Here is a 19,873-nt window from a genome sequence, read left to right on the forward strand (position 1 = left end):
GCAAGGGCCATACGAGGCCTGACGGGGCTGAAAACGCATACATGCGTCGCCGGTTGCGGTAGATTACGCACCCACAGGGGGGAGGTTCGGCCTGTCTACGACACGCCGACCGCCAAGGAATGGAGTCTTGCTTTGAATCAACCGCCACCGCTCAGCCGTCCGGTCTACATCCCCAACCATCTGGTCTGGGCGATCCTGACGACGCTGTTCTGCTGCCTGCCGTTGGGCGTGGTGTCGATCGTGTATGCCGCCCAGGTCGATGGTCGCCGTGCGGCCGGTGACCTGCCGGGGGCCTATAGCGCGTCGCGCAAGGCGGGCTGGTGGGCGGTGGCTTCGGCCGTTGCCCTGCCGGTCCTGTTGCTGTTGTGGTTCGGGCTGTTCGGCGGCTTGGCCGTGCTGGGCGCTCTATCCGACCTTTGATTCACCACCACCACCCATCGAGGAGCTTGAACCATGAACACCACCACTGCGCAGGTCCCCAACAATCTGGTCTGGGCCATCCTGTCCACCCTGTTCTGCTGCCTGCCGGCCGGCATCGTGTCGATCGTCTACGCCGCCCAGGTCAACGGCAAGCTGGCTGCTGGCGACGTCGCCGGCGCCCGTGATTCGGCCGACAAGGCCAAGAAGTGGGCCATGTGGTCGGCCATCGCCGCCGTCGTCGTCATGGTGCTGTACTTCATCGTGATCATGGCCGTTGGCGGCCTGGGCGCCCTGAGCGGCGGCAACGGCAGCTACTGATGCCCGCGACGGGGTCCGGCCACGCGCCGGATCCCGCTCCTGCATGTCCGCACTTCCCGCACGTTCCCGCCTGGCCCGCTGGGCCCCGCTGCTGGCCGCTTCCGGCCTGGCTGCGGGTGCCGCCGTGGTCCTGCGCCACGTCAATCCGTATGTCTCCGGCAATCCACTGCCGGGCTGCCCGCTGTATGCACTGACCGGCTTCTACTGCCCCGGCTGCGGCAGCACGCGCTGCCTGTATTCACTGGTCCACTTCGACCTGCCCGGCGCGATGGCGATGAACCCGTTGCTGGTCATCAGCCTGCCCTTCCTGTTCCTGATGCTGCTCAACATGGCTGGCGTGCGCCCGCGCGTGCTCGATCCGCTGATGCGGGTACTGGCCAGCCCTACGTTCTGGCTGTGGCTGCTGCCGGGCTATGCCGTGCTGCGCAACCTGCCGTGGGCGCCGTTCACCGCGCTGGCTCCGGTGTAGTTTCCCGCCAACGGCGCAGCCCCTCGTGGTGGTCGTTGAAGGCAGAAGCCGTGGGGGTTGGCCGGGCGGGTGGGCTGCGCAGGGGCCGCTGCAAGTACGTCCATGTAAGCTCGGTCGCCGCATCCATGCGGCTTACGCCCCTGCGCAACCCACCCGCCCGGCCACGGACAATTTCCGTGCGCGTCCACCACGGAAGAAAGAAGAAGATCAAAAGCAAAAGCAAAAGCAAAAGCGGAAGCCGAAGCGGGTCGCTTCGCTCGGCTATGCTGGTGCCATGAGTGAGCGACGTACTGAATTGATTGCAGCCATGAAGGCTGCAGGCTGTAGTGATCCCCGCAGTTGGGTGAACAGTGAGCTGGGTGAGAACCTGCCGCAGTTCGCGCGCTTCCTGATGCTGCGCGATGTGCACGCACTGGCCGACGATGTGGACAGCACCCTGTCCGAGGCGCTCTTCGACCGCCCGGAACTGGAACAGACACTGGCAACACTGCGCGGCGCGGTGGATCCGCAGGCACTGCACGCGCTGCTGCATGCCTATGGCAAGGCACTGGGCAACAGCTTTGTGATGGCCGTGGACGAAGGCCCGGCCATGCGCGAAGACAGCATGCCCGGCTGGCTGCTGATGGAAACCAACGCCAACGACGAAGCCACCGGCCGCCTGGTGCAAGGCCTGCACGAAGACTATCTGGACTTCACCCCGTAGCCTCGCCACCAGGGCCCGCAGTACCGGGGTCAGAGCCCTTCTGCTTCGCAAAAGGGATCCGCCCCCAAGCCGAGGCCACCGGCCAACTGTCAGAGGTGGGGCGGTGTGGGGCTGCAGGACCGCTGGCGCCATGGGCCCGAGGCATGCCTCGGGCGGGTTGGGCAGGACGCCCAACCCCGGTCTTGCCGTGTGCGCAGGACAGCGCACACGAGCAAGGCGCCATCGAGCCCCCATGGATGGGTTTACGGCGTGTCCTGCAGCCCCACACCGCCCCGCCCAACCCTCAGCAACCCAGAGCCGCTGTTGCTGTTGCTTTCAGCGGGTGCAGGGCTGCAAGCCCTGCAAAGCAACTAGGTCACCCAGCCTGCTATCACCAGCACGGCAAGCGCCGCCAACCACAGCAGCAACATCCGCCACACCAGGCTCATCGCATCACGCAGGTCCGGCAGCCGCTGCCACACCGGCAGCAGGCCGGCTTCGGTGTAATCGTGCGCATCTTCGCGCAACTCGGCATTGACGCTGGCACGCGCCACCGCGCCCAGGAAACCAATGTCGCCGGCCAAGCGCTCACCATGCGCCTGGCGCCATGCTTTCCAGGCCGTGTCGAAGTTGCCGACCAGGGCCATCGAAAACGCCATCAACTGGGCAACGGGCCATTCAATCCAGCCCAGCAACCGCTGCGCCAGCGCCAGCGGCTCCACCGGCACGCGCGCACGCATCGGGCTTTCCGCCATCAATGCCAGCAGGCGATAACCGAGGGCACCGACCGGGCCCAGCAGCAGGAACCAGAACAGCACCGCGAACCAGCGCCGCAGCGCGTTGAGCACGGTCGCCTCGACCAGCGAAGGAACATCCTCGCGCAGGCTGCCACCGGCCGACTGCAGGTTGCGTACCGCCGCCTGCCGGGTCGGCGCATCGTCGGCATCGATGATCGCTTCGATGTCGCGGTCCAGATCCCGCGGGCCCCAGCACCAGGCCAGCACGGCCACGCCCAGCAGCAGCGCCGGCAGGCCGAACAGCACCCCGCGCAGCAGCCAGGCCACCAACGCCATCAGCAGCAGTGGCGGTACGATCGCCAGCGCCACGCCGGCGGCACCCTGCCAGGCCCGACCACCGCGCGCGTCCAGCCAGCCCAGCCAGCGCCGGAAGCCGTCGAAACGGCGCAGCGACGCGGCAGCGGCCGGGGCGACATGGCCAAGGGCCAGTGCCACCAACACGGCGACCAGGGTGGTGAACATGGCAGGTCTCCCTACGAGCAAGCGTTCGGCGTCGCTACCTTACCTGTCGCAGCGCCGCCGTCAGCGGTGAACCGTACTGTAACCGGCAGCGTGTTCAGGTGGCGGCAATGCTGGCGCCGCCGGAGGCCGGTTGCTGGCGGTACCAATGCTCGATCAGGCCCCGCGAAATGGAGATCGGCGGTGACAGACGGATGCCTTCACCATCGTCCTCGACGTCACGTGCGAGGGCCGCGCCGACTTCCTCGGCACTGAACCAGCGCGCGTCTTCCAGCTCGCCGTCCACAGTCGGCACATCGTCCTGTGCCTGCGCACGGAAACCGACCATCAATGCACCCGGGAACGGCCAGGGCTGCGAGCCCAGGTACTGGCAGGCGGTCACCCGCACCTTGCTCTCTTCGTGCACTTCGCGCGCTACGGTCTGTTCGAAGGTCTCGCCCGGCTCGACAAAGCCGGCCAGCACCGAATAGCGGCGCGGCGCCCAGTTGGACTGGCGGCCCAGCAACAGCCGTCCCTGGTTTTCCACGGCGACGATCACTGCCGGATCGACGCGCGGGTAGTGCTCGGTCGCGCACTGCGGGCAACGGCCGACGAAGCCACCACGGGCGAACGTCACGGCCGTGCCGCAGACGCCGCAGAAGCGGGTACGCGATTGCCAGTAGGACATGCCGCGGGCGTAGCTGAAGGCGGTCGCATCGGCCACGGTCCACAGCAGGGCGGCCTGGCGCAGATCGAGCCGGCGTGGCGCGGTGACGGTCACGCTGGCAGCTTCCACCGAGAACCACGCCTGCTCGCCACGCAGGCCGAGGAAGATCGCGACACCGGGCCCGCCACCGACATCAGCGCCGGTCAGCGCCAACGGCTGGTCGTCATCACCGGTGAAGGCGGTGCCGTCCTGGTCCAGGACAAGAATGCGCGCATCGGGCCACAGGCGCGCCAGAGCATCGGCATCTTCGCGCATGGCATCGGCGCGCTCCAACGGTTCACCCACGAAGGCAAAACCGGAAAGCGGCGAAGGAGAAGTGAGCATCCAGCTAGCCTGCCGCCAATCACGGCAAGTGGCAAGCCGCAGACTTTGCGGAAACCCGCCTGTGGATGCAGGAAAAGCCATCCACGCATGGCGTGGATCTACCGAAGGCACCGCGCGGGGCGCATGCCCCACGCCCTGCAATTACATGCTGAAACTGCTGCCGCAGCCGCAGGTGGTCTTGGCGTTCGGATTGCGGATCACGAACTGCGCACCGGTCAGGCTCTCGGTGTAATCCACCTCGGCGCCCATCAGGTACTGCAGGCTGAGCGGATCGACCAGCAGGGTAACCCCGCTGGTCTGCACCGCCAGGTCATCGCCGGCACGGTTCTCGTCGAACTCGAACCCGTACTGGAAGCCCGAACAGCCGCCACCCTCGATGTACACGCGCAACGACAGGTCGGGGTTGCCCTCGTCCTGGATCAGTTCCTTGACCTTGGCCGCAGCGGCCTCGGTGAAGTTCAGCGGCCGATCCAGCGACTGGTAGTCGGGCGCGGCGGCCGGCGTGGCGCCGGGGAGGGAGACGAGCGTGTTCATGGGCTCAGCATGGGGGCGCCGGCGGTGGCTTTCAAGCCATCGCCTCGGCCAGCTTGCGGCGTGCGGCGGTGTCGCCCTTGCCGTCACCGGCGTCCTGGCTCTCCGGCGCTGGCAGGGCCTGCATCGGGGCGCTGGCATGGATCAGCCGGCCGTTCAGCTGGGCACCCGCGTTCATTTCCACTACCTGGTAATGAACGTTGCCGTTGACCCGCGCACTCGGGGTCAGTTCGACCTTCTCGGTGGCATGCACGTCGCCATCAAGGCGGCCACTGATGACCACTACCTGGGCGCGGATCTCACCCTCGATCACGCCATGCTCGGCGAGGGTCAGGGTCGCCGCGCTGGCGCCCTCCTGGGCAATCACCTTGCCGTGGATGCGACCTTCCACGTACAGGCCACCACTGAATTCCACATCGCCACGGATCACCACCTGGTTGCCGATCAGGGCATCCACCACCAGTTGGCCATCACGGCTGGATTTGCTGCTTCCGAACATCTGCCTACTCCCCTTTGCTGGCCGGTGCGCCGGCCTGTTTCCAGTCGAATACCTGCGTGGTGCCCCCCGCACCACTCCCCAATGTCACCTTCACCCGTTGCGGGGTGAAGTCAGCCGGCAGCATCACGCTGCCGGTGAGCTGCTGGAAGTACCGGAACGAGTAATCCTGTCCCGGCACTTTGCTGCGCTGGTGCAGCTCGTCCCAGCTGATGGTGGCCAGTTTGCCGTTCTTCACGCCTTCCACCGTGAAACGCATCTGGCCCTGGCTGATCGCGCCCCGGTTGAGGTTCTGGGTCAGCACCACGCTGTACTGCCAGGTGCCGGCCGATTCCGGGCTGAATTCAATCGAATGGGTGTTCAGGCCCTTGCGCTGGCTGGTCGAGCCCACCAGGCGTTCGTAGAAGGCGACGTCAGCACGCAGGCCGGCGATCTCTTCATCGCGCTCGGCCAGTGAAGACTGCACTTCGTTGTTGGCGGCGCGGCTGATGCGGTCCGACGCTTCCAGCGTGGCCTGCTTCTGCTGCAGCTCGGTCAACTGGGTCTGCAGGGTATCGGCACGCTTCTCGGCAACCTGCACGCGCTGGCCCTGTTCACCGCGCGGCGCACCCAGCCAGCAGCCACCCAGCACCGCAAGCACCAGGCTCAGCAGCCAGATGCCCGCGATCACCAGCAGGCGACGGCGGTCGGCGGGTGGTTGCGGGGCACCGGGAAGGCGGACCTGCACACGCATGGGAGGGCGGTTGTTCATGGGTAGTCTCCGTGGCATCGCAGTGGCGACGCCAGTACGGCCCCTGGGGCAAACGACGGGCTAGTGTATGACAGGAACGGCAGGTTTCCCCGGTGCCGGCCGGCACCGGGCGGTGGCATTCAGCCACTCCATCGTCGATAGTGTGGCACCCCGCACAGTTCCGCCGCCGGAGCCCGCCATGACCGAAGCCCACCTGTTCGTGATCGGCATCCTGCTGGCCTGGCTGGCCGGCATCCGCGTCTACCTCACCGTATTCGGCGTCGGCATTGCCGGCCTGCTCGGCTGGGTCGACCTGCCACCGGCGCTGCAGGCCACCGAGTCGTGGTGGGTGCTGGGCACGTCGGCGGCGCTGGCCATCGCCGAGTTCTTCGCGGACAAGATTCCCGGCGTCGATTCAGCCTGGGACCTGGTGCAGACCCTCGCGCGCGTACCCGCCGGTGCCTTCCTGGCAGCAGCGACATTGTCACCCGATGGCGACCTGGGCACCGGTGCACTGGTGGCCGGCGCGGGCGTTGCACTGGCCAGCCACGGCCTGAAGGCCGGCACCCGCGCCCTGCTCAACACATCGCCGGAGCCGGCCAGCAACTGGGTCGCCTCGGCGGCCGAAGATACCGTGGTGATCGGCGGGCTGGCGCTCGCGCTGGCGCATCCATGGATCGCGCTGGTGGTGGTGCTGGCCTGCAGCCTGGCCGGTGCATTGCTGGTCTGGCTGGTCTGGCGCACCCTGTGGAAAAGCGTGCGCTGGTTGGCACGTGGCGGCAGCGACGACGGACAACGGCAACCCGGTACCGGCTGATCGGCGGGCTTGTCGCATAATGGCGGCGAACACCAGGAGCATCGATGGCCGCAAACGAATCCGCCGCGGGCCCCCGCCCGGGACGCGCTGAAACCCCTCCGGCCGATCATTGGCAACGTTGGGCCGCTCCCTTGGCTGCGGCCACGCCTGCCGAGGCACCGTCGTCAAAGACCGCGCAGGTGCCGGCCTCGTCAGCACCCAGCGACGGTACCCGACTGACTGCGCCGCCGCCGCTGCCCTCCGCCGCAGCACTGCCAGAGGCGGGCAACAATGACATGGCGCCTGTCGACGCCGACTCGCCCTACCGCGTGCTGATCGTCGAAGACGACCGTGCCCAGGCGCTGTTCGCGCAGAGCGTGCTGCATGGCGCCGGCATGCAGGCGATCGTGCTCGGCGACGCCGATGGCGTGCAGCAGTCCATCCGCGAGCAGCGCCCGGACCTGATCCTGATGGATCTGCACCTGCCCGGGCTGGATGGCATGCGGCTGACCGCGATGATCCGCCAGCAGCCTGGCATGCAGCTGCTGCCGATCGTATTCCTCAGCGGCGACCCGGACCCGGAGCGCCAGTTCGAAGTGCTCGACTGCGGCGCCGACGACTACCTGAGCAAGCCGATCCGGCCACGCCACCTGATCGCCGCGGTGGCCAACCGTATCCGCCGCGCACGCGCGCAGGCCGCGACCCTGCCGGGTGCCAACGGCGCACCGGCCACCAGCAACCCGGAAACCGGGCTGCCCACGCGCCACCATGTGCTGCAGCAGCTCAACGCAACGCTTGCCCAGCACGAACGCGGTGGCGTGTTCTTCGTGGAAATCTCCAGCGCGCTGGGCCTGCGCGAGCGCTACGGCTACGCGGCCTTCGAGCGCCTGATGGTGCAGGCCGGGCAACGCCTTGCCGAAGCTGGCCATCCGCACCTGTTGGCGCGCCTGAACGACAACAGCTTCCTGTTGCTGGCACGCAACACCGATGAGGAGAGCCTGGAAGCGATTGCCGGCACCCTGCGCGAGCAGTTGTCCGCGCGCGCCTTCGTGATCCGCGACGACGAATCGGTGCACCTGCGTGGTGTGGTCGGCTACGCGCCGCTGTCGCCGGGTTTCGACGATGCCAGCAGCGCCCTGGAAGCGGTCGAACGCACCACCCTGCAGGCGCGCCTGCTCAGCGCCGGCGTGGCGGGTCATGTGCATCGCCAGGTGACCACCGAGCAGGAACACCTGGCGCTGCTGGAAGGCCAGCTGGAGCTCGCTTACCAGCCGATCGTCGCCGTCGCCGGCGGCAGCAGTGCGCAGTACCAGCTGCTGCTGCGCCTGCGCCGGGCCGATGGCAGCGTGCTGACCGCCGGCCAGGTGATTCCGGCGGCAGAAGCTGCCGGCCGCATCGCCGACCTCGACCAGCAGGTGCTGGAGCATGCGATGGGCCTGCTCGACCTCTATCGCCATGCCACCCAGCCGCTGAACCTGTTCGTCTCGCAGTCGCTGCGTACCCTGCAGCGCGATGCGTTCGCCGACTGGCTGCTGGAATCGCTGCAGCAACGCCGCCTGCCCGGCAGCGCGCTGGTGATCGACGTGCGCCTGCCCGATGCGCTGATCCACACCGTGCCGTTGCAGCAGTTCTGCCAGCGCATGGCCAGCGTCGGCGTGCGCTTCTGCCTGAGCCAGTTCGAACCGGGCAGCGAAGCCCTGGCCCTGCTCACCCAGCTGCCGCTGTCGTTCGTGCGCATGGCCGCACGCTTTTCCAGCAGCCACTCCAACCCGGATACGCGCGAAGAACTGCGCCGATCGATCGAGCAGGCGCACGCAGCCGGCCTGCAGATCATCGGCCAGCAGATCGAGGATCCGCAGGCAGCGGCCGCGATGTGGGTCGGTGGTGTCGATTACATCCAGGGCAACATGGTGCAGTCGGCCGGCAGCGACCTGAACTTCGACTTCCACAACGCGGTGCTCTGAGTGTCATCGACGGTCGCGCTGCTGGCGGTGCTGGCCTTGGCCATCATCGCCCTGCTGGTACTGGGCCTGCGATTGCGTTCGCGCAGTCACGCGCTGGCGGCACTGCAGCGCGACCGCATCACCCTGATCAGCGAGCGCGATCAGCTGCGGCGCACCACCGAGCGCCAGGGCCAGCTGGAACATCAGCTGCTGCAGGCCAAGCAGGCGGCCGAAGCGGCGGTGCTGGCCAAGGGCGAGTTCCTGGCCACCATGAGCCATGAGATCCGCACGCCGCTCAACGGCATCCTGCCGATGCTGGAACTGATCGCCCGTGGTCCGCTCGGCGAGGACCAGCGGCAGATGCTGGCCACTGCCTCGGCCAGCTCGCAGCAGCTGCTGCGCATCGTCGATGACATCCTCGATTACTCGCGACTGGAAGCGCAGGCACTGGAACTGGAGATCACCAGCTTCAACCTGCGCGAACTGCTCGACGGCGTGGTGCAGCTGCTGCAGCGCGCCGCCGAAGCCAAGGGCCTGACGCTGAGCCTGCAACTGGATCCGGCCGTGCGCCTGCCGGTACGTGGTGACCCGGTGCGCCTGCGCCAGGTACTGGGCAATCTGCTGGCCAATGCCATCAAGTTCACCGCACGTGGCCAGGTGCAGCTGCGCGTGCAGCGGCTGGGCGAAGGCCCCGCCCAGCACCAGCTGCGTTTCGAAGTGGTCGACACCGGCATCGGCATCGATGAGGCCCAGCAGGCGCGGCTGTTCCAGTCCTTCAGCCAGGCCGACGCGTCCACCACCCGCATCTACGGTGGCACCGGCCTGGGCCTGGCCATCTGCAAGCGCATCACCGACCTGATGCATGGCGACATCGGCGTGCGGTCGACCCCGGGACAGGGTGCAACCTTCTGGTTCGAAATACCGCTGCTGAAGGTCCCCGGCGATCTGCCGGCGCTGGCACGCTCGCCGGCAGCGCTGCTGCTGTACACCGCCGATACGCAGCTGCAGCTACGCGTCGAACGCATCGCCGCGCACCACGGCCTGCAGGTACAGCTGCTGGCCAGCATCGATGAGGCAATGGAACGCCTGCGCGCAGCGCCACGTCCGGGCCAGAGCACGCCGGCATGGCTGCTGATCGACGCGCGCCAACGCCGCAATGGCGAGGCGGCCCTGCAGCGGGCCCTGGCCGAGCGCGGTGCCGACGACACGCTGCAGGTACTGTGGCTGCAGGACGATCCGATCACGCTGCGACCGCGCCAGCAGCAGCTGCACAGCACATTCAACGATGCCGCCCTGCACGCGCTGCTGGCGCAGCCAACCGCCACCGCGCGTCCGGCAGCACTGCTGGCCAACGCCGAAGACGCACAGCCGGCCGCCACGCTGCCGTCATTGGATCTGCGTGTCCTGCTGGTCGAGGACAATACGGTCAACCGGATGGTGGCCGAGCACCTGCTGCGGGTCTTCCAGTGCCAGGTGCGCAACGCCGCCGACGGCGAGCAGGCCCTCGCACTGCTGCGCGAAGGTGGAATCGACGTCGTGCTGATGGATTGCCAGATGCCAGTGCTCGACGGCTACGGCGCAACACAGCGCTGGCGCGAGGAAGAAGCCGATGCGGGGCGCACGCGGCTGCCGATCATCGCGATGACTGCGAATGCCATGGCGGGTGATCGCGAACGTTGCCTGCAGGCAGGCATGGACGACTATCTGTCCAAGCCGATCGCGCGGGAGGCGCTGCATGCGTTGCTGCAACGTTGGGGCCGGGTATCCGCGGATCGCGGACATTCACCGCTGCCGGAACCTGTGCCATTGCCCGCAGCGCCGAGCGCGCCCGACGGCGAAGGCCCGCGCGATGAACGAGCACGCTCGATCCCGATTCCACAGCCGGTGCTTGATCGCAGCGTGCTGGATGAGCTGCACGCGGTGATCGGCGATGCCGCTGCACAGATCGTGACGGTATTCCTGGAAGACGCACCGCAGCTGGTGCAGCAGTTGCAGCAGGCAGCGCAGGGCAACGACATCGAACGCCTGCAGGCGCTGTCGCACAGCCTGAAATCCTCCAGTGCCAACGTCGGCGCGCTGTCGCTGTCAGCAGTGGCGCGGCGGATCGAACACGAAGCCCGCAGTGGCAGCCTGCAGCGCCCTGCCGTGGCAGTGGCGCTACTGGTGGCGGAGTTCGCCCGCGCACGCGTGGCGCTGACCGGCTATCTCGCCGGCCAGGCCCGCTGAATCACTCTTCGAGCTTGCTCAGCAGGTACTTCGGCTCACCGATGCGCTCGATCAGCTCCAGCTGGGTTTCCAGCCAGTCGATGTGCTCTTCCTCGGAGTCGAGGATCTTCACGAACAGCTGGCGGCTGACGTAGTCGCCGACCGAATCGGCGTAGGCCACGGCCTCGCGCAGCGTGACCACGCCATCGCGTTCCAGCGACAGATCGCACTGCAGGATCTCGGTCGGGTTCTCACCGATGCGCAGCTTGCCCAGCGCCTGGAAGTTCGGCAGGCCTTCGAGGAACAGGATGCGATCGGCGAGCATGTCGGCATGCTTCATCTCCTCGATCGATTCCTTGTACTCGTGTTCGGCCAGTTCCTTGATGCCCCAGTTCTTCAGCATCTTGGCGTGCAGGAAGTACTGGTTGATCGCGGTCAGCTCGTTGTAGAGGACCTTGTTGAGGAATTCGATGACCTTGGTGTCGCCCTTCATGGGGATGCTCCTGCACGCTGAAATCGCGGGCACTGTAACGCCTTGCGCGCGCGCGTGAAGGAACGCGAATCGTGCGCATTGGCCAGTGCGGCCCGCGCGGCCCGCAATGAAGATCAGGAGAATGCAGCGTCAACGCGCTGCGAGACGACTCAGGCGACCTGCGCCAGCCCCAGTACCGGCAACGGCAGATCGTGGGTGGCACGTGCCTTGGCCAGCAGATCGCCGGCCATGTCCAGGCAGGAACCGCAGGTAGCGCCGCATCCGGTGCGCATGGTCAGCTCGGCCACCGACGTGACGCCATGGCTGGCGGCTTCGCGGATCTGGTGGTCGGTAACACCGTTGCAGATGCAGACGTACACGGGCGGGAACCAGGGCAGCAGGCCAGTAGCGGCCTGGTCGCTATTCCAATGGAAACGAGAATGGTTGTCAATCAGAGACCTGAACCATTCTCGATACGGTTCAGCGTCCCGCCGAACCCGCCCGCGATGAGGGGGCTACAGACGCAGCAGCCCTAGCGCCAGCACCGGTGCACTGAAGAAGACGATCAGCCACTGCACGCCCCCGCCTGCCGCTCTCAGCCGCAGCAGGTGGTCCGCCAGCAACAGCGCACCTGCACAGGTCGCGAAGGCGAGGCACGCCCCCAGCGCAAGCGGCATCCATGCGAGGTCGCCGAGAACCACCACGCTCAACAACAGCCAGGGGAGGCTTGCCAGGCGGACAACCAGTCCTTGCCGGAAATAGCCGGCAGCGCTGCGTTGCGACCGATCGACCCGCTCGTTGCGCAGCCTGCGCGTCAAACCGCTCCCGGTTCACCCTTGGCTTTCCGCGGCCAGTACCCGCCGCGCATGGGTGTGCGCTTCCTGGGCCTGTCATGGCCGGCGGCGTGGCCTGGCATCCAGGCCTCGGCAGCGCTCTTGGGCATGGCACTGATGCCCTGCCCCGCCACCCCCTGGGCCAACGGCGCCAGATGTCGCAGGGCGCGCGCATAGACGCCACGCTTGAACACCACCACATGCTCCACCGGGTACCAGAAGTCGACCCAGCGCCAATGATCGAACTCGGGCGAGTCGGTATGGTCCAGGCTGACGTGCGCCTCGTCACCGGTCAGGCGCAGCAGGAACCAGACCTGCTTCTGGCCGATGCAGACCTGGCGTTCATTGCGGCGGATGGCACGCGCCGGCAGCTTGTAACGCAGCCAGCCCGGTGTCGCCCCGAGCACTTCAACGTGCTCCGGCAACAGCCCGGTCTCTTCCTGCAGTTCACGATACATGGCCTCGACAGGCGTCTCGTCGGTGTTCATGCCACCCTGCGGGAACTGCCAGCCATCCCGGCGCACACGTCGTGCCCAGAACACCTGCCCGTCCTGCCGCATCAGCACGATGCCGACGTTCGGTCGATAGCCGTCCGGATCGATCACGATGCGGACTCCTAAGAAAATCTACTGGTTGGGACTATCCCATGCCGTCTGTCGGGCCACAAGCTCGATACAAAGGTGTTGACAGTCCTTGTACACATCAGCAGAATAGCGGGCTCACCAAGGCTATGTAGCTCAGCCGGTTAGAGCACAGCACTCATAATGCTGGGGTCGGTGGTTCGAGTCCACCCATAGCCACCACACTGAAAATCAAGTTGTTTTTCAGCGTGAAGAGTGAGAAAATAGTTACACGTTACATTGCCCCTTAGCCAAGCGGTAAGGCACCTGACTCTGACTCAGGCATCGGTGGTTCGAATCCATCAGGGGCAGCCAAATTAAACGCAAAAGGCCAGATCGAAAGATCTGGCCTTTTGCGTTTAATTTGGTCACGCATTCCACCTTATCCCCGCGCCTGTCGGCGCACCCCCTTGAACATCAAGGGGGCTCTGCTCCAGACAGAACTCCGGGGTCGGGTATGCGGAACCACGGGGAGTGCCGGCCGCTGGCCGGCAACCTCGAAATGCACACCCCCAGAACGACAAAAGCCCGGCCGAAGCCGGGCTTTTGCGTTTCCAACCAGCGGGCTCCCGAGGGAGCCCCACCAGGCGCAGCAGATCAGCGCTTGGAGAACTGGGTGGCGCGGCGGGCCTTGTGCAGACCGACCTTCTTACGTTCGACTTCGCGGGCGTCGCGGGTCATGAAGCCGGCCTTGCGCAGCTCGGACTTCAGGGTCTCGTCGTACTCGACCAGAGCACGGGCGATGCCCAGACGGATCGCACCGGCCTGGCCGGTGGTGCCGCCGCCAGCGGCGGTGACCAGGATGTCGAAGCTCTCGGTGTTCTTGGTCAGCTCGAGCGGCTGGCGCACGATCATGCGAGCGGTCTCACGGCCGAAGAACTCGTCCAGCGGACGGCCATTGACGGTGATGTTGCCCGAACCCTTGCGCAGGAACACGCGAGCGGTGGAGGACTTGCGGCGGCCAGTGCCGTAGTTTTGAGTGATAGCCATGATTAGATATCCAGAACCTGCGGCTGCTGTGCGGCGTGCGGATGCTCAGTGCCGGCGTAGACCTTGAGCTTGCGGTACATCTGGCGACCCAGCGTGCCCTTCGGCAGCATGCCCTTGACGGCGGTCTCGATCACGCGCTCCGGGTGGCGCTCAAGCGCCTGGGCGAGGGATTCGGTCTTCAGGTTGCCGATGTAACCGGTGAAACGGTGATACATCTTGTCCTGCAGCTTCTTGCCGGTGACGACAATCTTTTCTGCATTGATGACGACCAGGTAGTCGCCGGTATCAACGTGCGGGGTGTAGACCGGCTTGTGCTTGCCACGCAGACGGCGGGCCAGCTCGGTGCAGAGACGGCCCAGGGTCTTGCCCTCGGCGTCGACGAGGTACCAGTCGCGCTGGACGGTCTCGTTCTTGGCAGTGAAAGTGCTCATGAAGAACTCTTGGTTAGGTCGGGCTCATTGCGGCGAAGAACTCGCCGGAACTCTGCCACGCGTTGTGAAAGGTGGAGCGTAAGGGGCGGCATTGTACGCAGCTTGGCTGGCGGGTGCAACCCACCTTCTGCCCCGGGTTGGCAGGGGACCGGGGCCGGGCGAGAATCGGGCCTCCCCCGCTCCACGCCGTGCCGCCATGACCGTGCTTCGCCAGACCACCCCGCTGGACCACCTGCTGACCGAGGCGCAGCGCGCCTTGGACACGGTGTTCGGCAACCCGCCGGCCAGCCGCCCCTATCCGGCCACGGACACCGGCGAGCCCGGCATGGACAGCACGCAGCGTCGCCACGCGGCCGGGCTGATGCGGATCAACCATGTCGGTGAGGTCTGCGCCCAGGGCTTGTATTTCGGCCAGGCCGCGGTGGCGCGCGACCCGGCAACCCGCGAGCACCTGCTGGAAGCGGCCCAGGAAGAGACCGATCACCTGGCGTGGTGCGCCACCCGGCTGGGCGAGCTGGACAGCCGCCCGAGCCTGTTCAATCCGCTCTGGTACGCCGGCAGCTACACCATCGGTACCCTGGCCGGGCTGCGCGGCGATGGCTGGAACCTTGGCTTCGTGGTCGAGACCGAGCGCCAGGTGGAAGCCCATCTGGACAAACACCTGGTCGACCTGCCTGCCGGCGACCTGCGCAGCCGCGCGGTCATCCGGGTGATGAAGGAAGACGAGGCCCGGCATGCCGAGCATGCCGAGCAGGCCGGCGCACGCCGCCTGCCGTTCCCGATTCCCGGCGCGATGGCGCTGGCCTCAAAGGTGATGAAGACCATTGCCTACCGCATTTGAGGGGAAGCCCCCACCAACGGTGGGGGCCTACCAAACCACACGGCGGGGCCCGACCGTTGGTCGGGCCACCTTTCAGTTGGGCGACACCAGCTTCAGGCCGATCACACCGGCCACGATCAGGCCCACGCAGGCCAGGCGGGCCGGCGAGGCGCTGTCGTTGAACAGATAGATGCCCAGCACCGTCACGCCCATGGCGCCGATGCCGGTCCAGATCGCATAGGCCGTGCCGACCGGAATGTTCTTCATCGCCTGGCTCATCAGGTACAGGCTGATCAGGGCCGACACCACCGTCAGGGCGGTCGGCACGGGTTTGCTGAAACCTTCGGAGTACTTCATTCCAAGGGCGAATCCGATCTCGAACAGACCGGCCAGCAGCAGATAGATCCAGGGCATGGGTGGGGGCTCCTTACCTTTTTTGAGAAAAACGAAACGGCCCGGTGTTTTCACACCGGGCCGTAGGTCGGTACATCGCCGTGGAACTGAAGATTGCGCCAAGCGCAGGCTCCACGGGGCGGGGCGTCCCGCCTGGGTGGCGATGCCTGACGGCATCGCGCATGGGTCACTCAGCCAGGTTGCGGCCGTGGAACAGCTCTTCGATCTCACGACGCAGCAGCGCTTCGATCTTCATGCGTTCCTTGAACGAGATGTTCTTGGCCTTCTCCTCGAACAGGTACTGGTCCAGGTCGAAGTCCTTCAGGTGCATCTTCGTGTGGAAGATGTTTTCCTGGTAGACGTTGACGTCGAACATCTCGTAACGCGACTTGATGTTCTTGGCCAGGAAGTTCTGGATCGAGTTGATCTTGTGATCGATGTAGTGCTTCTTGCCCTTCACATCACGCGTGAAGCCACGGACACGGTAGTCCATGATCACGATGTCCGATTCCAGGCTCTCGATCAGGTAGTTCAGTGCCTTCAACGGCGAAATGACGCCGCAGGTAGCCACGTCGATATCGGCGCGGAAGGTGGCAATGCCTTCCTGCGGGTGCGTTTCCGGATAGGTGTGCACGGTGATGTGCGACTTGTCCATGTGCGCGACCACGGCATCGGAAATCAACTCCTTGCCGGCCTGCTTCTTGTCGATCACCGGCTCTTCGGAGATCAGGATCGTCACCGAGGCACCCTGCGGATCGTAATCCTGGCGCGCCACGTTGAGGATGTTGGCGCCGATGATCTCAGCGACATCGGTCAAGATTTGAGTAAGCCTGTCGGCGTTGTACTCTTCATCGATGTATTCAATGTAACGCTGACGCTCCTCTTCGGTGCGCGCGTAACACACGTCATAGATGTTGAAGCTCAGCGCCTTGGTGAGGTTGTTGAAACCCTGCAACCTCAGGCGAGGCAACGGCTTGACCACGGCGGTCGATTCCTGTGTAAGAAGGGAAAGGGTGAATTATGCGGCATAAGTGTCTCCAGGGGGAACGTGAAGACGCTCAGCTTCTGGCACACTGTTTGCCCTTAACAATTGCGCTGGTTAAGCTCCGCTATCGACCCCGTGAATCCGTTCATGCGCAGAGGGAGCGCCCCTATCGTGTCAACCGTGCGCCTAGCTAGCAGCCCATTGGCCTTGGACATCGCAACAATCGACCGCTTTCTGGCCCACAGCCACAGGCGGCGCTATCCCACCCGTACCGACGTCTTCCGACCCGGTGACCCGGCTGGCACTCTGTATTACGTCATCAGCGGCTCGGTTTCGATCATGGCCGAGGAGGAGGAGGACCGTGAGCTGGTACTGGGCTATTTCGGCGCCGGCGAGTTCGTCGGCGAGATGGGCCTGTTCGTGGAGTCGGACCGCCGCGAGGTGATCCTGCGCACCCGGACTGCCTGTGAGCTGGCCGAAATCAGCTACGAGCGGCTGCATCAACTGTTCCTCGGCCCGCTGTCGGCTGATGCCCCGCGCCTGCTGTACGCGCTGGGCCAGCAGATCTCCAAGCGCCTGCTGGACACCAGCCGCAAGGCCAGCCGTCTGGCCTTCCTGGATGTCACCGACCGTATCGTGCGCACCCTGCACGATCTGGCGCAGGAGCCGGAGTCGATGACTCACCCGCAGGGCAGCCAGCTGCGCGTCTCACGCCAGGAACTGGCCCGTCTGGTCGGCTGCTCGCGCGAAATGGCCGGCCGGGTGTTGAAGAAGCTGCAGACCGACGGCCTGCTGCACGCCCGCGGCAAGACCGTGGTGCTGTACGGCACCCGTTGATCGACAGATGTCCGCCGGGCATGGCCCGGCGCTACCCCAAGGTCTCCACCGCGGTAGCGCCGGGTCATGCCCGGCGGATTGTCGTACGTGCGACACGCCATCGCATGTCGCGCACACCCGCATCCGCTAGGCTCGATCCATGGAGCTGAGCAGCGAATTCTGGTGGTTCATCCTCATCGGCCTCGGCGCACAGCTGGTTGATGGCGCGCTGGGCATGGCATTCGGACTGGTTTCTTCATCAGTGCTGCTCAGCATGGGGCTGCCTCCCGCACAGGTCAGCGCCAGCGTGCATACCGCTGAAGTGTTCACCACCGGGGCCTCCGGTGTGTCGCATCTGGTCGCCGGCAATGTCGACAAACGCCTGTTCTTCCGCCTCGCCCTGCCCGGCGCACTGGGCGGTGCACTCGGCGCGTACGTGCTGACACAGGTCCCTGGCGACCTGATCCGCCCGCTGATCTACCTGTACCTGCTGGTGCTGGCCATCATCATCCTGGCCCGCGCGGCCGGCCGCTGGATGCCCAGGGGCGAGATCCGCCGGGTGCCGGTGCTGGGATTCTTCGCCGGCCTGCTCGATGCCAGCGGCGGCGGCGGCTGGGGCCCGGTGGCCACCTCCACCCTGCTCGCCCGCGGCGGTCAGGCCAGGACCACGATCGGCACCGTCAACGCAGCCGAGTTCGTGGTCACCTTGACCATTTCGGCCACGTTCCTGCTGTCGATGGGCGTGCAGCACCTGCAGATCGTCGCCGGCCTGCTGATCGGCGGCATGATGGCCGCGCCGGTGGCGGCGGTGCTGGTGAAGCGGGTGAAGGAACGCTGGGTACTGGTCGCAGTGGGCGTGCTGGTGCTGGGCATCAGCCTGTTCCAGGTGGGCCATGCGCTGTTCGGGTACCTGTACCGCTGACCGCTCGCCGGGCATGGCCCGGCGCTACCCACGTGGGCTGCGGTAGTGCCGGCCGCTGGCCGGCAACCTCATGGCCTGCGGAAGCGCGTGCAGGGTTGCCGGCCAGCGGCCGGCACTATTGGGTCCTTGCCTGGCAGACCCGTCATCGTGCGATGGGGTCAGAGCGCCTGCGGGGATCTGACCCCGGACTATGCCTTGTCGCCACCGCGGTCCACGCAGCCCCAGTTGAGGATGCGGGTGCCGGCCGGCAGCACGCGGCGGAAGAATTCCACCTTGGCAGGCTTCGGGTTGACCACCACCGGCGCTTTCGCCGCAAGCAGCAGCGGCAGGTCGGCGGTGCTGTCGGAATAGGCGATATCGATATCGCCGTAGCCGCGCTCGCGCAGCATGCGCATCTTCTCTTCGTTGTGGCAGTGACGGGTCGGCCCTACCCCGCCCAGACGCGGCCCCACTTCGGTGCCGATCACCGGCACGTCCTGGTGGGCGACGAAGGCCAGGATCGCGCGGGCAAGCTCCGGCGGTGCGCCGGTGGCCACCACCACGCGATCGCCCTTGGCACGGTGCGCGGCGAACACCTCCAGCGCCTGCGGCAACAGCTTGGCGCGCATCTGCACCTCGTTGCGCAGCACGTAGGCATCGATCACCTTGTTGAACTCGCGTGCGCGGTGCAGGCCGAAGCTGCCGATCCAGACGTAGACCGAAATGCCGGCACGGCGGGTTGGCAGCATCGCCACCATCGGCCCGGCAATCGGGGTGACCAGCAGCGCCGCCAGCATCCGCAGCGGGTTGCGCTTGATCAGCGAGGCGAACAGGTGGGTACCCGAATCGCCGTCATACAGGGTGTGGTCGAAGTCGAAGACCACCAGCGGCGCATCCTCGCGCGGCGTTGGATAGTACGTTTTCATGCTGCGAAGAATAGCTGACGCAGACCCTCGCCCGGCTCTTCCACGCGCATGAAGGCCTCGCCGACCAGGAACGAGTGGATGCCGGCATCGCGCATCAGCGCCACATCCTGCGGGCCGAGAATGCCGCTCTCGGTGACCAGCAGGCGGTCGCGCGGCACGGCCAGGCGCATGTCCAGGGTGGTCTGCAGCGACACCTCGAAGGTGCGCAGGTTGCGGTTGTTGATGCCGATCATCGGCGCCGGCACCTGCAGTGCACGCTCCAGCTCATCGATGTCGTGCACTTCCACCAGCACGTCCATGCCCAGCGACATCGCCAGTTCGGACAGCGTGGCCAGCTGCGTATCGTCCAGCGCGGCAACGATCAGCAGGATGCAGTCGGCGCCGAGCACGCGCGCCTCGACCACCTGGTAGGCGTCGATCACGAAGTCCTTGCGCAGCACCGGCAGCGTGCAGGCTTCGCGCGCCTGCTGCAGGTAGGCATCGGCCCCCTGGAAGAAGTCGACGTCGGTCAGCACCGACAGGCAGCTGGCGCCGCCGAACTCATAGCTGACCGCGATGTCGGCCGGGCGGAAGTCGGGGCGGATCACGCCCTTGGACGGGCTGGCCTTCTTTACTTCGGCAATCACCGCTGGATCGCCATTGGCGACGGCAGCCTGCAGCGCGCGCACGAAGCCGCGCACCGGGGGCGCATCGGCCAGCGCCGCCTGCAGCTCCTCAAGCGGTCGCTGTGCGCGGCGCTGGGCTACTTCTTCGGCCTTGCGGGCCAGGATCGTCTGCAGGATATCGCTCATCGTCGTCGGGTCGGTGCTG

At 66.3% G+C, this 19,873-nt stretch carries 25 protein-coding genes and 2 tRNA genes; 12 read left to right on the forward strand and 15 right to left on the reverse strand.

Features of this window, described 5'->3' with window-relative positions; all coding sequences use genetic code 11:
- Window positions 1-132 precede the first annotated feature (132 nt).
- The 4 genes from QOL57_RS10925 (at window position 133) to QOL57_RS10940 (ending at window position 1,910) form a co-directional block, all read left to right on the forward strand.
- A complete protein-coding gene (locus tag QOL57_RS10925) occupies window positions 133-420 on the forward strand; it encodes a CD225/dispanin family protein (protein ID WP_089237339.1) in 288 nt (95 codons plus the stop codon).
- Window positions 421-453: 33 nt separating this feature from the next.
- Window positions 454-738, forward strand: coding sequence for a CD225/dispanin family protein (locus QOL57_RS10930; protein WP_089237341.1), 285 nt, complete (start codon window positions 454-456; stop codon window positions 736-738).
- A 43-nt stretch (window positions 739-781) separates the two neighbouring features.
- Window positions 782-1,207 (forward strand): DUF2752 domain-containing protein, encoded by a 426-nt coding sequence (locus tag QOL57_RS10935; protein WP_089237343.1) that lies wholly within the window; start codon window positions 782-784, stop codon window positions 1,205-1,207.
- A 307-nt stretch (window positions 1,208-1,514) separates the two neighbouring features.
- Window positions 1,515-1,910: a hypothetical protein gene (locus tag QOL57_RS10940; RefSeq protein ID WP_141134225.1), complete on the forward strand. Its 396-nt coding sequence runs from the start codon at window positions 1,515-1,517 to the stop codon at window positions 1,908-1,910.
- A gap of 350 nt (window positions 1,911-2,260) precedes the next feature.
- Here QOL57_RS10940 and ampE read toward each other — a convergent pair whose 3' ends face one another.
- The 5 genes from ampE to QOL57_RS10965 all read right to left on the reverse strand — a co-directional run bounded on the left by ampE (window position 2,261) and on the right by QOL57_RS10965 (window position 5,953).
- Window positions 2,261-3,148, reverse strand: coding sequence for a regulatory signaling modulator protein AmpE (ampE, locus tag QOL57_RS10945; protein ID WP_089237346.1), 888 nt, complete (start codon window positions 3,146-3,148; stop codon window positions 2,261-2,263).
- A gap of 94 nt (window positions 3,149-3,242) precedes the next feature.
- Complete coding sequence (gene nudC, locus QOL57_RS10950) at window positions 3,243-4,175, reverse strand: NAD(+) diphosphatase (protein WP_089237348.1); 933 nt, start codon at window positions 4,173-4,175, stop codon at window positions 3,243-3,245.
- Between the two features lie 141 nt (window positions 4,176-4,316).
- Window positions 4,317-4,709, reverse strand: coding sequence for an iron-sulfur cluster insertion protein ErpA (gene erpA, locus QOL57_RS10955; protein WP_025874631.1), 393 nt, complete (start codon window positions 4,707-4,709; stop codon window positions 4,317-4,319).
- 31 nt (window positions 4,710-4,740) lie between these two features.
- The gene (locus QOL57_RS10960) at window positions 4,741-5,205 is read right to left on the reverse strand and encodes a polymer-forming cytoskeletal protein (protein WP_089237350.1); all 465 of its coding nucleotides are present in this window, start codon (window positions 5,203-5,205) and stop codon (window positions 4,741-4,743) included.
- Window positions 5,206-5,209: 4 nt separating this feature from the next.
- The gene (locus tag QOL57_RS10965; protein ID WP_089237352.1) at window positions 5,210-5,953 is read right to left on the reverse strand and encodes a DUF6776 family protein; all 744 of its coding nucleotides are present in this window, start codon (window positions 5,951-5,953) and stop codon (window positions 5,210-5,212) included.
- A 178-nt stretch (window positions 5,954-6,131) separates the two neighbouring features.
- Here QOL57_RS10965 and QOL57_RS10970 point away from each other — a divergent pair, with 178 nt between their 5' ends.
- The 3 genes from QOL57_RS10970 to QOL57_RS10980 are packed head-to-tail and all read left to right on the forward strand — an operon-like array spanning window position 6,132 to window position 10,897.
- Window positions 6,132-6,749: a DUF4126 domain-containing protein gene (locus QOL57_RS10970; protein WP_089237354.1), complete on the forward strand. Its 618-nt coding sequence runs from the start codon at window positions 6,132-6,134 to the stop codon at window positions 6,747-6,749.
- Window positions 6,750-6,793: 44 nt separating this feature from the next.
- Window positions 6,794-8,692 carry an EAL domain-containing protein gene (locus tag QOL57_RS10975; protein WP_089237356.1) on the forward strand — a complete coding sequence of 633 codons (1,899 nt, stop codon included), beginning with the start codon at window positions 6,794-6,796 and terminating at the stop codon, window positions 8,690-8,692.
- Window positions 8,693-10,897, forward strand: coding sequence for an ATP-binding protein (locus QOL57_RS10980; RefSeq protein ID WP_089237358.1), 2,205 nt, complete (start codon window positions 8,693-8,695; stop codon window positions 10,895-10,897). It begins immediately after the preceding gene.
- Window position 10,898: 1 nt separating this feature from the next.
- Here QOL57_RS10980 and bfr read toward each other — a convergent pair whose 3' ends face one another.
- From bfr to QOL57_RS11000, 4 genes are all read right to left on the reverse strand, one after another.
- Window positions 10,899-11,369, reverse strand: a complete 471-nt coding sequence (bfr, locus tag QOL57_RS10985) for a bacterioferritin (RefSeq protein WP_025874625.1) — start codon at window positions 11,367-11,369, stop codon at window positions 10,899-10,901.
- A gap of 149 nt (window positions 11,370-11,518) precedes the next feature.
- The gene (locus QOL57_RS10990; RefSeq protein WP_089237360.1) at window positions 11,519-11,728 is read right to left on the reverse strand and encodes a bacterioferritin-associated ferredoxin; all 210 of its coding nucleotides are present in this window, start codon (window positions 11,726-11,728) and stop codon (window positions 11,519-11,521) included.
- 135 nt (window positions 11,729-11,863) lie between these two features.
- Window positions 11,864-12,166, reverse strand: coding sequence for a hypothetical protein (locus QOL57_RS10995; RefSeq protein ID WP_240196533.1), 303 nt, complete (start codon window positions 12,164-12,166; stop codon window positions 11,864-11,866).
- Window positions 12,163-12,786 carry an RNA pyrophosphohydrolase gene (locus QOL57_RS11000; protein WP_025874624.1) on the reverse strand — a complete coding sequence of 208 codons (624 nt, stop codon included), beginning with the start codon at window positions 12,784-12,786 and terminating at the stop codon, window positions 12,163-12,165. The genes QOL57_RS10995 and QOL57_RS11000 overlap by 4 nt, the downstream gene beginning before the upstream one ends.
- 121 nt (window positions 12,787-12,907) lie before the next feature.
- Between QOL57_RS11000 and QOL57_RS11005 the strand changes: the two genes are divergently transcribed.
- Window positions 12,908-12,984: transfer RNA gene (locus QOL57_RS11005), tRNA-Met, on the forward strand.
- A gap of 58 nt (window positions 12,985-13,042) precedes the next feature.
- Window positions 13,043-13,116, forward strand: a tRNA-Gln gene (locus tag QOL57_RS11010).
- Between the two features lie 282 nt (window positions 13,117-13,398).
- Here the strand turns inward: QOL57_RS11010 and rpsI are convergent.
- Entirely contained in the window at window positions 13,399-13,791 is a 393-nt protein-coding gene (gene rpsI, locus QOL57_RS11015) for a 30S ribosomal protein S9 (RefSeq protein WP_005411311.1), read from the reverse strand.
- 2 nt (window positions 13,792-13,793) lie between these two features.
- Window positions 13,794-14,222 (reverse strand): 50S ribosomal protein L13, encoded by a 429-nt coding sequence (gene rplM / locus QOL57_RS11020; protein ID WP_025874623.1) that lies wholly within the window; start codon window positions 14,220-14,222, stop codon window positions 13,794-13,796.
- Between the two features lie 196 nt (window positions 14,223-14,418).
- Between rplM and coq7 the strand changes: the two genes are divergently transcribed.
- Window positions 14,419-15,063, forward strand: coding sequence for a 2-polyprenyl-3-methyl-6-methoxy-1,4-benzoquinone monooxygenase (gene coq7, locus QOL57_RS11025; RefSeq protein ID WP_089237362.1), 645 nt, complete (start codon window positions 14,419-14,421; stop codon window positions 15,061-15,063).
- Between the two features lie 72 nt (window positions 15,064-15,135).
- On the opposite strand, the gene sugE is transcribed toward coq7, so the two are convergent.
- Window positions 15,136-15,456: a quaternary ammonium compound efflux SMR transporter SugE gene (sugE, locus tag QOL57_RS11030; protein WP_025874621.1), complete on the reverse strand. Its 321-nt coding sequence runs from the start codon at window positions 15,454-15,456 to the stop codon at window positions 15,136-15,138.
- Between the two features lie 166 nt (window positions 15,457-15,622).
- Complete coding sequence (gene speD, locus QOL57_RS11035; RefSeq protein WP_025874620.1) at window positions 15,623-16,417, reverse strand: adenosylmethionine decarboxylase; 795 nt, start codon at window positions 16,415-16,417, stop codon at window positions 15,623-15,625.
- 150 nt (window positions 16,418-16,567) lie between these two features.
- Here speD and crp point away from each other — a divergent pair, with 150 nt between their 5' ends.
- Window positions 16,568-17,257 (forward strand): cAMP-activated global transcriptional regulator CRP, encoded by a 690-nt coding sequence (gene crp, locus QOL57_RS11040; protein WP_089238148.1) that lies wholly within the window; start codon window positions 16,568-16,570, stop codon window positions 17,255-17,257.
- A gap of 139 nt (window positions 17,258-17,396) precedes the next feature.
- Window positions 17,397-18,158, forward strand: a complete 762-nt coding sequence (locus QOL57_RS11045) for a sulfite exporter TauE/SafE family protein (RefSeq protein WP_089237364.1) — start codon at window positions 17,397-17,399, stop codon at window positions 18,156-18,158.
- A gap of 188 nt (window positions 18,159-18,346) precedes the next feature.
- Here QOL57_RS11045 and QOL57_RS11050 read toward each other — a convergent pair whose 3' ends face one another.
- Window positions 18,347-19,063 (reverse strand): haloacid dehalogenase-like hydrolase, encoded by a 717-nt coding sequence (locus QOL57_RS11050; RefSeq protein ID WP_089237366.1) that lies wholly within the window; start codon window positions 19,061-19,063, stop codon window positions 18,347-18,349.
- Entirely contained in the window at window positions 19,060-19,854 is a 795-nt protein-coding gene (gene trpC, locus QOL57_RS11055) for an indole-3-glycerol phosphate synthase TrpC (RefSeq protein ID WP_033832398.1), read from the reverse strand. Before trpC ends, QOL57_RS11050 begins: the two co-directional genes overlap by 4 nt.
- Window positions 19,855-19,873 lie beyond the last annotated feature (19 nt).

Origin of the sequence: Stenotrophomonas sp. yr243, assembly GCF_900184195.1 — a bacterium.
In the GTDB taxonomy this organism is placed as follows: Bacteria; Pseudomonadota; Gammaproteobacteria; order Xanthomonadales; family Xanthomonadaceae; genus Stenotrophomonas; species Stenotrophomonas lactitubi.

What these genes read in the sequence shown, in the direction of transcription:
- QOL57_RS10930 (WP_089237341.1), top strand. Translation starts at nt 454, where the DNA reads ATGAACACCACCACTGCGCAGGTCCCCAACAATCTGGTCTGGGCCATC.
- QOL57_RS10935 (WP_089237343.1), top strand. Translation starts at nt 782, where the DNA reads ATGTCCGCACTTCCCGCACGTTCCCGCCTGGCCCGCTGGGCCCCGCTG.
- QOL57_RS10940 (WP_141134225.1), top strand. Translation starts at nt 1,515, where the DNA reads ATGAAGGCTGCAGGCTGTAGTGATCCCCGCAGTTGGGTGAACAGTGAG.
- ampE (WP_089237346.1), bottom strand. Translation starts at nt 3,148, where the DNA reads ATGTTCACCACCCTGGTCGCCGTGTTGGTGGCACTGGCCCTTGGCCAT.
- nudC (WP_089237348.1), bottom strand. Translation starts at nt 4,175, where the DNA reads ATGCTCACTTCTCCTTCGCCGCTTTCCGGTTTTGCCTTCGTGGGTGAA.
- erpA (WP_025874631.1), bottom strand. Translation starts at nt 4,709, where the DNA reads ATGAACACGCTCGTCTCCCTCCCCGGCGCCACGCCGGCCGCCGCGCCC.
- QOL57_RS10960 (WP_089237350.1), bottom strand. Translation starts at nt 5,205, where the DNA reads ATGTTCGGAAGCAGCAAATCCAGCCGTGATGGCCAACTGGTGGTGGAT.
- QOL57_RS10965 (WP_089237352.1), bottom strand. Translation starts at nt 5,953, where the DNA reads ATGAACAACCGCCCTCCCATGCGTGTGCAGGTCCGCCTTCCCGGTGCC.
- QOL57_RS10970 (WP_089237354.1), top strand. Translation starts at nt 6,132, where the DNA reads ATGACCGAAGCCCACCTGTTCGTGATCGGCATCCTGCTGGCCTGGCTG.
- QOL57_RS10975 (WP_089237356.1), top strand. Translation starts at nt 6,794, where the DNA reads ATGGCCGCAAACGAATCCGCCGCGGGCCCCCGCCCGGGACGCGCTGAA.
- bfr (WP_025874625.1), bottom strand. Translation starts at nt 11,369, where the DNA reads ATGAAGGGCGACACCAAGGTCATCGAATTCCTCAACAAGGTCCTCTAC.
- rpsI (WP_005411311.1), bottom strand. Translation starts at nt 13,791, where the DNA reads ATGGCTATCACTCAAAACTACGGCACTGGCCGCCGCAAGTCCTCCACC.
- rplM (WP_025874623.1), bottom strand. Translation starts at nt 14,222, where the DNA reads ATGAGCACTTTCACTGCCAAGAACGAGACCGTCCAGCGCGACTGGTAC.
- coq7 (WP_089237362.1), top strand. Translation starts at nt 14,419, where the DNA reads ATGACCGTGCTTCGCCAGACCACCCCGCTGGACCACCTGCTGACCGAG.
- sugE (WP_025874621.1), bottom strand. Translation starts at nt 15,456, where the DNA reads ATGCCCTGGATCTATCTGCTGCTGGCCGGTCTGTTCGAGATCGGATTC.
- crp (WP_089238148.1), top strand. Translation starts at nt 16,568, where the DNA reads ATGCGCAGAGGGAGCGCCCCTATCGTGTCAACCGTGCGCCTAGCTAGC.
- QOL57_RS11045 (WP_089237364.1), top strand. Translation starts at nt 17,397, where the DNA reads ATGGAGCTGAGCAGCGAATTCTGGTGGTTCATCCTCATCGGCCTCGGC.
- QOL57_RS11050 (WP_089237366.1), bottom strand. Translation starts at nt 19,063, where the DNA reads ATGAAAACGTACTATCCAACGCCGCGCGAGGATGCGCCGCTGGTGGTC.
- trpC (WP_033832398.1), bottom strand. Translation starts at nt 19,854, where the DNA reads ATGAGCGATATCCTGCAGACGATCCTGGCCCGCAAGGCCGAAGAAGTA.